Source organism: Paenibacillus sp. sgz302164 (assembly GCF_056120505.1).
In genome coordinates this window covers 1-13006 of sequence record NZ_JBVYOL010000033.1, presented here as the reverse complement: position 1 = coordinate 13006, position 13006 = coordinate 1, and the positions used below count along the sequence as shown (strand labels likewise).

The window sequence follows — 13006 nt, the reverse complement described above, 5'->3', positions numbered from 1 at the left end:
GTGTTGCAGCAGTTCCTTTATTTGCCCAGCGCGCCTGCTTGCGCGTCCTGGATTTTTTTGGCGATTGCTTCCGGGTTGCCGCCCATGAGCAGCTCTTGCAGATTGTTGTTGATGACATCAACGGCAGCGGAACTCAGCTTGGAATCGTAGACGGGAGTAATTTTCACAGTTTTCATCAGCTCGTTCAGCTCCACGAACAGCGGTTGAGCTTTGCTTTTGTCCAGATCGATTTTGTAGCTGACGAGCGTGCTGCTGTTCAAAGTCGCCTGCTGGCCGTCCGGACCGGAAAGCGCGTAGAACAGCTTCATCGCCGCGTCTTTTTTGGCGCCGGTCAGCTTTTTGCTTACGCCCATGCCCGTGCCTACGACGCCGGAAGTGGATTTGGCCTCGCCTTTGCCGCCGTTAACAGGAGGCAAAATCGTAACGTGCGTTTGGTCCAGCACTTCTTTCGGCGCATTCGTTACAACGTCGGCCATCGCCCAGCCTCCGTCGATAAACATAGCCGCTTTGCCTTGGAAGAAAAGCTGTCTCATCTGGTTTTGATCGATGCTGTTAAAGCCGTCCTGGAAAGCTTTCGCGTTGCTGAGATCCTGCAGCGTTTTCAAAGCTTCGACGAACTGCGGATCTGTAAATTTGGCGCCATCTTGTTTCGCCGCTTTCAGGAACCAGTCCGTTCCGGTCACGCGGTCGGCGATCGCGCTGAAAATGGTGGATTGGACGGCCCAGTTCGCTTTATTGCCGAGGGCGATCGGGATTAATTTATTTTTGTTGAACGTGTCGATTGCCGCTTTAAGCTCGTCCCATGTTTGGGGAACCTGTACATTGTATTTGTCGAACAAAGCTTTGTTATAGTAAATGAAAGAGGTAGGTGACAGGTTCATCGGAACGGAATAAATGTTGCCGTCCACGGTATAGCCGTCCAGCGCGTTCGGAATGAAATTGTTTTTCCACTCCTGCTTGCTGTCGAGGAAATCGTTGATCGGCTGCACGAGATTGCCGCTCACAAACTCCTTCGTCATGGCGTCGGGCCACATCACGAACAAATCCGGCATTTCATTCGCCGCGGCTACGGTTCTGAGGCGCGTTTTCAAGCCGTCTGTCGGGAGACCCTCGACCTCAAGCTCGATATCGGGGTTTTGCGTTTTGAAATCGTCCAAAATTTTTCTCATGGCGATGGCCTTTGCATCCTGGCCTGTCCAGTTATGCCACACGGAGAGCTTGACTTTGTCCGTGGACGTTCCTGCCGCCGCTCCCGCCCCCTGCGGATCCGCAGGTTTTTCGCCGCTGGCGCATCCGGCAAGCAGCGTAGTAGCGGCAAGCAGCGTTGCAGCGATTTTTATCATTTTTTTCATGATATTACTGACCTCCTGTATTTGCGATCTATCTTTATTCTACGGATTCCGGTTGTTTACGTAAGATGAAATGGATAAGGAACAGGGTAGAAAATGATCGGATTCGCCGGTGCCGCTCGGGTCGAATCATATCGGCACCGGCGAATCTGCGCGCAGCTCCCGGCGCGCGGTGCTGCACGGCATGACGGCGGTCGGTCGGCCACAATATCCCGGAGTGTACGAGATACATTATTACTAGGGTATCCAGAAGGGCTGAACCCTAATGGATGTCAAAGCCAGCGTGTGGTTGCGGTGCGATGCGGTGGGGCAGGGTGACTTACGGCGATTCGTGCAGCGAACGGAGGGAGGGATAGCCTGCCGACCGTGGGGAAAACCTGCAAAAGGCGCACACCCGCTTGGCAAAGCAGGGAAAACCTGCAAAAGTGCAGTTTTTTCCTCGCTGGTACGCCGGAAACGAAAAATTCCTGCAAAAATGCAGTTTTTTTCGCGCATACATGAGTTCGGACCCATCTGGGTCGGAAATTCCTGCACAATTGCAGGTTTTTCCTCAAAATGAGCCTCTTTCAAAGAAAAAGCCTGCACTTTTGCAGGTTTTTGCCGCGTCAGCAGTGATGTGCTGCTCCGGCGGTGAGTGATTCAACCACGTTTACATGCTTCTTTATAGGTGTAGCCTATTAAAGCGATAGATTTTATATCTAAGTGACCTGGCCTAAGTATGGTACAATATATAGAAGTCTTTTTTCGACGTTAACGAAGGATGTCTGACCGCGCCAAGCGGCAGGAATATGAAACCAGGGAGTGAATGAAAGTCATGGCAGAAGTGAAAAAAATCGCTGTAATCGCCGGAGACGGAATCGGTCCGGAAGTTGTTGCAGAAGCGGAAAAAGTATTGAAGCGTACGGAAGAATTGTTCGGTTACCAATTTGAAACCGAGCATGCGCTGTTCGGCGGTATCGCCATCGATCAAAAAGGCACCCCGCTGCCGGAAGAAACGCTTGCGGTGTGCCAATCGGCTGACGCCGTTCTGCTGGGCGCTGTCGGCGGTCCGAAATGGGACAACAATCCGAAGGAGCTGCGTCCGGAAACAGGGCTTCTCGGCATCCGCAAAGCGCTCGGACTGTTCTCGAACATTCGTCCGGCTGTTATTTTCGATTGCCTGAAAGAAGCTTCCACTTTGAAACCGGAAGTATTGGAAGGAACCGACCTGATCGTCGTTCGCGAATTGACAGGCGGCATCTATTTCGGTGAGAAATTCCGCCGCGAAGGCGCAAACGGCCAAGAAGCAGTGGATACTTGCGTGTACAACGTCGCTGAAGTCGAGCGCATCGCCCGCCAAGCTTTCGACATCGCGCGCACCCGCAGCAAGAAGCTGGCGTCCGTTGATAAAGCGAACGTTCTGGAGACGTCCCGCTTGTGGCGCGAAACGGTAATCCGCGTTTCCGCGGATTATCCGGATGTCGAGCTGGAGCATGTGCTCGTCGACAACTGCGCGATGCAGCTGCTCCGCCGTCCATCCAGCTTCGACGTCATTGTCACCGAGAACATGTTCGGCGACATTTTGAGCGACGAAGCTGCGATGCTGACAGGCTCGATCGGCATGCTTTCCTCCGCATCCCTGGGCGAAGGCAGCTTCGGCCTGTACGAGCCGGTGCACGGCTCCGCTCCGGATATCGCCGGTCAAGGCATCGCGAACCCGATCGCTACGATTTTGTCCGTCGCTCTGATGTTCCGCTTGACGTTCGGCTATCACGATGCGGCTGATTCCATCGAGCGCGCGGTCAAAGAAGTGCTCGACGCGGGCAACCGCACAGGCGACATCGCCGTCGACAAAAGCAAAGCCATCGGCACGATTGCGATGGGCGAACTGATCGTTAACGCTATGCGCAAATAATTTCATGCAATATAAAAAGCCTGATTGCTGAGCGAATAACATCGCCCCAGCAGTCAGGCTTTTTACATAACGCAGCTTATTGTGTTGCGCATAATTCGGTCGGCGATCGATGGCGATAATCGGTAGATCAAACTCTATTTACTGTATTGATTAACCTCAAAATTTTGGATCTTATCGAATACAAAATTATCTTTTCTACTTTTGAAAGGTCCCAGGTTATAGGTTTTGTTCATCGTATAGAATGCTGGTCCTGTTCCTGAAGCGCGATTGTTGTACCAGTTGATAAAATCATTTACTTCGTCCATAGACAAATCATATTCAAATGTTTGACCGCTAACCATAGTAATTTCTAATAGAGCCCGATTATTTTGAATTGGAGCTGTCGGGGTTGCCTCTACAGAGTTTGAATTATTACTTTCATTGTTTCCAATAACAGCGGATACTACGTAGTAATATGTCGTTCCGTCTGTTACTGTCGTATCCGTATAACTCGTACCTGTAATTCCCAATGCGATTTGGGTATACGGACCACTATTGGATGTGCTGCGTTTAACAATATAACTGGATGCTCCCGTTGCGGCTGTCCAAGTTAAGGAAACCTGTTTGCTGCCGGATGTAGCAACCAAGTTTGTAGGATAAAGCAATCCCGGCGAAGACGGGGTCACAGTAACCACGTTGGAGTTTGAGCTCTCGCCACCTGCATTTGTTGCTGTGACAACATAATAATAAGTCGTACCATTGGTAACCGTGGCGTCAATAAATGAAGTCTGAGTTACGTTGCTTGCCACAGCGGTGAAAGGCCCATTTGCAGTTGCTGCACGTTTTACCGTGTAACTTGTCGCTCCAGCCGATGCAGTCCAAGACAGGCTCGATTGATTGCTGCCCGCGCTTCCTGTCAAATTGGTTGGAGCTTGCGGCGTTTGTGGCAATGGAGCTTTTGGAGTAACTGCAACCTCATTCGAATTGCCGCTTTCCCCCGCGATATTAACCGCACTTACAGTAAAGTAGTAAGTCGTACCGTTTACAACTGAGTTATCCGTAAAAGATGGTAGATATACATTATTAGCAATAACAGTATATGGTCCGCCCGCAGTCGTTGATCTTTTAAGAACATAGTATGTGGACTCTGCTACAGAATTCCAGGTCAGACTTACTTGTGCATTTCCAGCTGTTGCTGATAATCCCGAAGGAGTTGCCGGCAATGGAGGAACAGGAGTTACATTGATGGCTGCAGATTTGGCCGATTCAAACCCCGCTTTATTAACCGCCGAAACTTGGTAGCTGTAGGTTGTTCCATTGATCAATCCGGTCACATTAAAACTAACCGCCGAAACAGGTGTCGTATTCAGTTTCACTCCATTTTGATATACATTATAGCCGCTTAAATCAGTTTCTGAATTCCCTTTCCAATTAAGATTTACCGTCCCGTTCCCTGCCACTCCAGTTAATCCGGTTGGCGTAACTGGCGGGTTCGTGTTCACTGGTGTGACCGATACCGCTGAAGACAAAGCAGATTCATTCCCTGAGGTATCAACAGCCGAAATCTGAAAAGAATAGGAAGTCCCGTTCGTAAGGGAACCAACGGAATAAGATGTTCCGCTGATAGGAGTATTGGAAAGTTTTACTCCATTTTGGTAAATGAAATATCCTTGTAAATTAGAATCGGTATTCGCATTCCAAGTAAGGTTAGCAGTACCATTAGCACCAGTACCATTCAAACCAGACGGTACAGCAGGCCCAGCCTCATCATTTTCCACATACCATTCAGAATCTATTCGATAACCACTAGCAACTTTAAACTTGTACCTTCCCGCTGGTAAATGCTGTACAAACTTTTCAGCCTGTGTTTGGTTAATTGCTGAAACAGGAAGAGAATACGTGGAAGTAACATCTGTATAGCTACCGTCAGAACTGTTAAATTTCAAGATGTTCAATTGAGCATTATGACCGCTCCACGAAGTAGTTCCATATCTCCAAATATTAACTGATTTAGGGAAAGAAACTTCCAGATACGAAGTAGCACCATACCAATAAAAAACTTTATTTGTATTCCATTCATCCACCATAGTTCCATCGAACAACCCTGCACCATTCTCAGTTGCATTTGCAGAATAGGCATTGATCACTGTAGCAGTAACCTTCCCACCAGTAGCCTGACTAGGAGGATATCCTGTAGTCGCCGCAAATGTGGAACTTGAAAAAATAGTAAAAAGTAAACTCATAAACATGCAGCAGAAATAAATCTTGCTATTAAAAAGAGATTTTTTGAAGGTTGGTTTCATAGTTGCACATCCTTTTCCAATTAATTTGCCGAGCATCGAGTCATCTTATGAACTTGAATCATAGAAAGATAGATAAATAGTCCTTAGTGCTAAAGTTGATGCTCTCCCCTTTCCTATAAATGCAATGACTCCTTTTGGGTAATTTATATCAACTTTCTCATAATATCACTTAAAGGAAAGGTTTACCATGTTATTTTGTCTAAAAAAGTTGAAATTTGTAATTTTTTAAAAAATAAATGAGAATTAAGGCTCATTTCCAAATTGATAATTAGGTTTATTAAACTAGTTCCTTCTGGGTGAAACATATAACGCCTCAACCGCCAGGCTTTTTACATAACGCAGCTTATGTGTCACGCATAATTCGGTCGGCAAGCGTTGGCGATAATCGATAGATGATATTCAGCAGCTTGGTTTTTCCAATCAGCATTTCGAAATGCCCCTATTCCAAATGCTTTTCAAACTAATTGTCAAAAATCTCCCACAATTAATAATAATTATTAGTTGATATTCGATCTAATTATTGACTTTCATCTAGGCGAATGTTACCATTTTATACGAAGAGTTCAGATTAGAGGAGGAGTTTTGCACATGGCAGAGCGTTTAGTCGGTAAACAAGCGCCGGATTTCACAATGGAGACGGCATTAGGCAACGGTCAAGATTTCGGTAAAGCATCTTTGTCCGATTATAGAGGAAAATGGTTGGTATTATTCTTCTATCCATTGGATTTCACATTTGTGTGCCCAACAGAAATTACAGCTTTGAGCCACGCTGCCGCTCAATTCAAAGAGCTGGACACTGAGATTCTGGGTGTTTCCATCGACAGCATTCATACTCATCGCGCCTGGATCAACACTCCGGTTAACGATAACGGCCTTGGCAAGCTGGAATTCCCTCTTGCTGCGGACATCACTAAATCCGTTGCCCGCGATTATGGCGTTCTGATCGAAGAAGAAGGCATCGCGCTTCGCGGCCTGTTCATCATCGATCCGGAAGGCGAACTGAAATACGAAGTTGTTAACCACAACGACGTAGGCCGCAGCGTAGAAGAAACGCTTCGCGTGCTTCAAGCGCTTCAATCCGGCGGATTGTGCCCAATGAACTGGAAACCTGGCGACAAACACCTCGTTGCGAAATAATCATAGTTAAAAGCGATAAAGCTCCTTCGGTCCGTTTGATGCGGCGGAGGAGCTTTTTTGATACTAAAACGCAAACGCCGGGCTTAGCAGGCACTGGCGGCTTTGCAAACTTTTGCACCTGGGAGGATAATGAACATGACAGTTCCGGAACATCTTCGGTACACCAAAGACCATTACTGGATTCGTCCGGAAGGGGAGCATGCCGTCGTCGGACTTACCGATTGGGCGATCGCCACAATTGGGATGATCGTCTTTATCGAACTGCCCGAAGCAGGGGATGAGCTGGAGCGGGGCGGATATGCAGGCAGCGCGGAAACCGTGGAGGGCGATCGGGATTTGCCCGCCCCGTTATCCGGCAAAGTAATGGCCGTGAACCCATTGCTTGAACGGGTGCCGCAGCTGCTGCACGACTCGCCTTATGAAAAAGGATGGATGTATAAAATTCAGCTATCCCATCCGCAGGAGCTCGACTTGCTGCTCGGAGCCGGGAGCTACAGCGAGCTGGTGCAGTAGGGAGTTTGGCTCAGGCTCCGAGTGCGGCCGCTAGATTAAACTAAGGCTTTCTTCAAAGCCGAGCATCAGGTTCATATTTTGAATGGCCGCGCCGGAAGCACCTTTTCCCAGATTATCGTACCTGGTTAAAATGTGGATATGTTCGCCCTGGCCGAAAACAAACATGTCGACTTTGTTCGTGAGATTGCACTCGCCGATCAAAAAGTAGCCGTCGTCCAGGTAGCGGCCGGATTCGTACGGCATGACACGGATGAAAGGTTCGGACTCATAGCGGGCCGCCAAGATGTCGCGAACATCCTCGGCCGACACGCTTTTGTTCAAATTCCTTTTGATCAGCGGCACGGATACAGCCAGTCCCTGATAGTAATCGGCAATAACGGGCGTAAAAAGAGGCTCGTAGAGCAGGCCGGAGTACATTTGCATCTCGGGGATGTGCTTATGCAAGCGATCGAGCGCATAGTGCCTCGGGATATGCAGTTTTTTTTCGTCTGCGGCCGCAGCGTTTTCGTACAATTCTATCTTTTTTCTTCCGCCTCCGCTGTACCCTGTAACCGAGAAACTGGTGACGGGGTAGTCCCTCGGCACAATGCCGGCATCGATGAGCGGTCTGAGACTCAGTATAAAGCCTGTTGCATGGCAGCCGGGGACGGAAACTTTGGAAGCGCCGCGAATGAGATCCCTCTGGCCGGGGACTAGCTCCGGCAATCCAAAGACCCAGCCCGGATCCGTTCTAAAGGTGGTGCTGGCATTGATGATTTTGGTTTTCCCGCCGGCAATCAGCGAAACGGATTCCCTGGCGGCATCGTCGGGCAAACAAAGGAATGCAATATCTGCGGCGTTCAGCAATCGGCTGCGGGCATCCGGATCTTTTCGTTTGGAAGGTTCGATTTGAAGCACTTCGATCTTGGCGATCCGCGATAAATATTCGTTAATTTTTAATCCTGTAGTGCCGTCTTGACCATCGACAAAAACTTTAAAGCCCAATTTCATCACTCCAATAAATGCAAAATGGTTTTAATAATTATAAAATTTTATGAATAATTATACAATGCAAAAATTTACTCCGCGCAAAAAAAAGCTATCCCCTGTCGAAACCGACTTCAGGATAGCTTTTGTATTTGCAGCACTACTGTTTGGCAAGCTGCTTGTATTTGTTCAAGTATTTCACGACGGTCAGCACATAAGTGGCGTGGGACCAGGTGAGCGGAGCGACGGATACGGGCTCGCCTGAAAAAGGATCAAGCTGCTCGGGCAGCACGCCGCTTTCCATGGAATGCCGAACGACCCACTCCAGCGTCCTGCGTGGTGTCTCCAGGTCGGCCAGCGATTTGGCGCACTCGATTTCCCACTCGGCGATCCAAAGCGTACAGATGATCCAGGGGTTCCCCGGAATGTTATCGATGTCGGTGGAGCGCTGGAAGTAATAATCGTGATGATAGCGGGCGATGCCTCCGACGTCGGTTTTGATCGCCAGTCCTGCTTTGTTCGCTTTCATAGTCGATACGACCTGCTCGTCGTCGGCCGGCAGCACGCCGAATTCGAAAATGCCGTAGACGGAGCTTTCCAGCGTCATATCCTTAACCCATTCCCCGTCCTCAAGGTACAAACCGCGCACAAAACGGCCTTCTTCTTCATCCCACAAATGCTTGAGCATGCCGGCTTTAATTTTCTCGGCCGTGTGCTTGTAGCGGTTGCTCCGCTCCTCATCGCCGAACAAATTGCTGAAATTCGAAGCGGCGATCAGCCCGCCGTACACTGCAGAAGCCGTGAAAGTATAAATGCCGTACCGTTCTTCCCAAAGATCGTAGCTCGGCTTAGGCAGGTTCAGCTCCTGATCGATATAAGTCGACATAAACCGGGCCGCTCTGCGAATTAACGTGCGATAAAGCGATTGGGCGAATTCCAGGCTGCCGTGCTTCTGAAAGTCCTGCCACAGGGCAAAAAGGACAAGTGCGGTTTCATCTTCCTGGATCGGCAGCTGCACGCGTCCCGAATGAATGTAAGGATGCCAGCTGGAGCCGACCGTGCCGTCCGGATTGTATTTATGATGCAGATAGCCTTCCGGCGAAAGCACATTAGCGCAAAAGTTGAAGAAAGGAATGATCATGCCCTGATAACCGGCCATGGACATCGCATAGGCGATCAATGCGCCGTCGCGGGGCCACATGTAGCTGTAATGGTCACGATTGCTCTGCATAATGTCCGAGTCGTTGGCGGCGATGATGGCGCCGTTCACATCGGTCTGCGTTCTGACGATCAGCAGGCTCTGCTTATACAAGCGCACTACTTCCTCCGGCAAGTCGCCGTAATCCCGCTCGGACTTGTTAGCCCAGCGCTGCCAGTACACGGTAACCCGGTCAAGCAGCTTGCCGGGGTGGCTGTCTTTGACGTAGGCGTCGAGCTTTTTCACTTCCTCGAGCGTTTTGCCGGCCGTCATCCAGTAGTACATCGTCTGGCTGGCCTCCGGCGGCACGAACAGCCGGAAACTGATCGTGCTATCGACCGAGCCCTGAGCGATCGCATTGCCCATCAGATGGCCGTCTTCGGCGTCGCGCCAGGTGCCTTCGGCATTGTAGAACCTTTTGACACCCGTAGAATACTGAAAAATGCCCTCGGTTCCGGTGCTTCCGTTAAACATGAAATACTTGTCTTTTTTATAATGGAAAACGGTATTGGATGCCGGGTAATAGGCAGCGGTGTCGCCCACTTCCGTTTCGTTAATGAGCAAATCCTGGTTAAAAAATACCCGTACCTCGCGCACCGTATTTCGGTGATTGGTAATTTGAATCCGCTTCAAATAAATGTCCTCGCGCTGATGGACACCGTCGTTTATGAGCAGGGTGATTCCCAGATCCGGATGCGTAGCCGTAACCTTTGTAACGAGAGAATCCTCCACATAAGCGAGATGAAACTGCCATTCCGGGGCGTTCAGCCAAGCAAAGGCGCCATCGACCCAGATGCCTACCCGGCACTGGTATCCGCCGATATGATTGAGCTGGCCGACGAAAGGATAGTACAGATCCCGCATGTAAGAATGCTGATCGAGGTTAATAAGAAATTTTCCGTTTCCGATGACCAGATGTCTAGGCATAAAATCACTTCCCCACTCGTAAGTTTGATCGCGGTAAAACCATGCTCCAAGGGAACTGAAAGAGGGTCTACGCGTCTGATGGATCAGCCTACGCTTCATAAGGACACATAGGGCTTTGCCAATAGGTTACCTAATTCTTCCCAAGGAATCAATGATTCTTTGAAAATATTCTGAAAATTGCATGTGACCGCGCTTTCAAAATGGGCACAGTTTCACATATTATTTTATTATTTCCTCGCCGCTATGAAATATACGTGAATTCCGGGGCTTCCAGGAAACGCGGGGAGGCTAGAACGGGGCCGGCATAATCAAAGCAGCGCAATCCTGGTTGCCCAGAAACGCGGAGGCCGGAGCCGGACCGCCCCAATCAGCCTGGTCGCGTGAAGAAAAGCAGCAGAAGCCAGGCTGCCGCGAAACGCGGAGGCTAAAGGCGGACCGCCCCAATCAGCCCGATCGCGTGAAAAAGCTGCAAAAGCCAAGGCTACTCCGAAACTTGCATGCCAGAGCCGAATCCCCACAATCTGCTGGGTTGCGTAAAGAAGAGAAGTAAAAGCCAGACTACTCCGAAACCTGCACGCCAGAGCCGAATCCCCACAATCTGCTGGGTTGTGTAAAGAAGAGCAGCAAAAGCCAGGCTGCCCTGAAACGTGCACGCCAAAGCCGGACCCCACATTCAGCCGAATCACGCGAAAAAAGCTGCAAAAGTGCAGTTTTTTGCTCGTTGATGGGCTGGAGACGAAATATTCCTGCAATTGTGCAGGCTTTTCGCCGCGAACGTGGGCTCAGATTCATTTTCATCGAAAATTCCTGCACAATCGCAGGCTTTTCGCCAAAACGAAACATTTTCATAGGAAAAACCTGCACTTTTGCAGGCTTTAGTCTGGTCCGCTAAGCTGCCTGATGTCTCCCCGCTGTACAACCTGCACCCTGGGAGACGAGCGTTGGGAAAAAGCGTATGCACCCCAAATTAGAGCGCTCCGGTTCCCTAACCCTCACAAAGTGACCTCATTTGCTCAGCAATTTGAAATTCCGCTTCATTTTGATAAAACGGTATGGGCTGCCTGCCGATACACGTCTACGGTCGCCTCGCTGATGCCGGTCCAATCGTAGGAAGCTTCAATTTTACGAGCAGCCGCTTCCGCAAGCTGCTTCGCGGACTCGGGACGCTCCAGCAAATCCGCGATTTGCGCGGCGAGCGCCCGGGCATCGCCCGGGGGAACTTTGCAGCCGTCGACGCCGTGCTCGACGATTTCGGCCAGACCGCCGACATCGGAGACGACTAGCGGCGTTCCGCTGGACATCGCTTCCAGAGCGACGATGCCGAACGGCTCGTAGAGGCTGGGAAAGACGCACAATTCGGCGGCTTCCAGCAATCGTTCTTTATCCTGCCCGTCAACAAAGCCGGTGAAACGGACCCGGTCTCCGTAACGGGCGGAGCGGAAACGCAGCTCTTCCAGAGCCGGACCGGTCCCGGCGATGACGAGGAGTGCGTTAGCGAAGCGTTTGAGCAGCGGCCGCATGGCGTCGATCAGAATGTGCGCGCCTTTTTCGTGCACGAGCCTGCCCAGGAAGCAGATGATCCGGTCTCGGCCTGTGGTATCGCCAATGGTTCCCGGCAGCAGCGGATGGATAAGGGAAGCGGGGGCATCCGTTCCACGATGCGCGCGTACGCCGTTGGGAATAAGGACCGCTCTGCTTTCCGGCAGTCCGAAAAGGCGCTGCATTTCATGCTGCATAAACCGGCTGCAGACGATGACGCGGTCCGCTTCCTTGGTCAGCTTACCTTCCAGGCGATGAATCCGCTGCTGCACTTCGGTCTCCAGCCTGCCTTGGCTGCGCCCGTATTCCGTGGCGTGAACGGTGGCGATGAGCGGGATGCCGAGAGTTTGCCTGCTTTCTTTGGCGGCGTAAAAGACGAGCCAGTCGTGAGCGTGAACAAGATCGAAATCCGCATCGTCCCGGAAAAGACGCTGAATCACTTCTATAAAAGCCATATTCATTTGAAAGACCCAATCGAGAAAATGAACCGGCGCCATCGACTGCAAAATTTGCACCCGATGAATATGCACTTGCCCGGACACCTCGTAGACCGGACTGTCGGTCGCATGGCACGTAATGACATGGACGGTGTGTCCGAGCGTGGCGAGCTGTTCCGATAAGTCGCAGACCGCCCGGGCCAAGCCGCCGATCACGCGCGGCGGATATTCCCAGGCGAGCATGAGGATGCGCAGCTTGCCACTGCCGGGAGCGGCGGGAAGAAACGCTCCCGCTCGTACCTCCTCAAGCTCGCTCGAAGCTGCGTATATGCGGTAATCGAGATCGGGCAAAAACGGCGAGCTGTGCTCCAGCCGATCGAGCAGGTCGCCGGCAGGCTGAGCGGGCGGAGACAGAGCGGGCAAGCCGTTGTCGGTGCAGTGATTGCCGGTGGGCTCCGGTCTGCAGGTCAAAGCATCGGCGGGCTGGGCTGGCGCAGACGAAGCGGACAAACCGGTACCGGTACTGCGTTCATCAGCGGGCTCAAGTATGTCGAGCAGGGCGTGAAAATGCTCCAGATGGCTGCGGATGCGGCGCTCTGCATATTCCGTCACCGTGCCGGCGTCGAGAATGAACGTCCAGTCGCTGCTTTGAGCGAGCAGCAGCTCCCGTGCCGCCTGATTGAGCGCCCGCCTCCGCCAGGCGTCGGGCGGCGAAAGCTCGCGCTGCACCCGGGCGGCGGCGCGGATCATCCGGTCCTCGGCTG

General features: G+C 51.1%; 10 protein-coding genes. 4 read left to right on the top strand and 6 right to left on the bottom strand.

Going from position 1 to position 13006, the window contains the following annotated elements; translation table 11 throughout:
- Positions 1-17 precede the first annotated feature (17 nt).
- The gene (locus AC0LWT_RS33975) at positions 18-1352 is read right to left on the bottom strand and encodes an extracellular solute-binding protein (protein WP_474685939.1); all 1335 of its coding nucleotides are present in this window, start codon (positions 1350-1352) and stop codon (positions 18-20) included.
- 395 nt (positions 1353-1747) lie between these two features.
- Between AC0LWT_RS33975 and AC0LWT_RS33970 the strand changes: the two genes are divergently transcribed.
- Positions 1748-1987 carry a hypothetical protein gene (locus AC0LWT_RS33970; RefSeq protein WP_474685937.1) on the top strand — a complete coding sequence of 80 codons (240 nt, stop codon included), beginning with the start codon at positions 1748-1750 and terminating at the stop codon, positions 1985-1987.
- 176 nt (positions 1988-2163) lie between these two features.
- Positions 2164-3243: a 3-isopropylmalate dehydrogenase gene (gene leuB / locus AC0LWT_RS33965; RefSeq protein WP_474685935.1), complete on the top strand. Its 1080-nt coding sequence runs from the start codon at positions 2164-2166 to the stop codon at positions 3241-3243.
- Between the two features lie 134 nt (positions 3244-3377).
- Here the strand turns inward: leuB and AC0LWT_RS33960 are convergent, their stop codons facing one another.
- A complete protein-coding gene (locus AC0LWT_RS33960) occupies positions 3378-5525 on the bottom strand; it encodes a fibronectin type III domain-containing protein (protein ID WP_474685933.1) in 2148 nt (715 codons plus the stop codon).
- Between the two features lie 588 nt (positions 5526-6113).
- On the opposite strand from AC0LWT_RS33960, the gene AC0LWT_RS33955 reads away from it, so the two are divergent.
- A complete protein-coding gene (locus tag AC0LWT_RS33955) occupies positions 6114-6662 on the top strand; it encodes a peroxiredoxin (RefSeq protein WP_474685931.1) in 549 nt (182 codons plus the stop codon).
- Between the two features lie 135 nt (positions 6663-6797).
- Positions 6798-7175, top strand: coding sequence for a glycine cleavage system protein H (locus tag AC0LWT_RS33950; protein ID WP_474685929.1), 378 nt, complete (start codon positions 6798-6800; stop codon positions 7173-7175).
- Between the two features lie 30 nt (positions 7176-7205).
- Here AC0LWT_RS33950 and argC read toward each other — a convergent pair whose 3' ends face one another.
- From argC to AC0LWT_RS33930, 4 genes are all read right to left on the bottom strand, one after another.
- Complete coding sequence (gene argC, locus AC0LWT_RS33945; protein WP_474685927.1) at positions 7206-8159, bottom strand: N-acetyl-gamma-glutamyl-phosphate reductase; 954 nt, start codon at positions 8157-8159, stop codon at positions 7206-7208.
- 142 nt (positions 8160-8301) lie between these two features.
- Positions 8302-10266 carry a glycoside hydrolase family 15 protein gene (locus AC0LWT_RS33940; protein WP_474685925.1) on the bottom strand — a complete coding sequence of 655 codons (1965 nt, stop codon included), beginning with the start codon at positions 10264-10266 and terminating at the stop codon, positions 8302-8304.
- 558 nt (positions 10267-10824) lie between these two features.
- Positions 10825-11115 (bottom strand): hypothetical protein, encoded by a 291-nt coding sequence (locus tag AC0LWT_RS33935; protein WP_474685923.1) that lies wholly within the window; start codon positions 11113-11115, stop codon positions 10825-10827.
- A gap of 185 nt (positions 11116-11300) precedes the next feature.
- The coding region (locus AC0LWT_RS33930; protein WP_474685921.1) for a 1,4-alpha-glucan branching protein domain-containing protein at positions 11301-13006 on the bottom strand (1706 nt) is incomplete at its 5' end.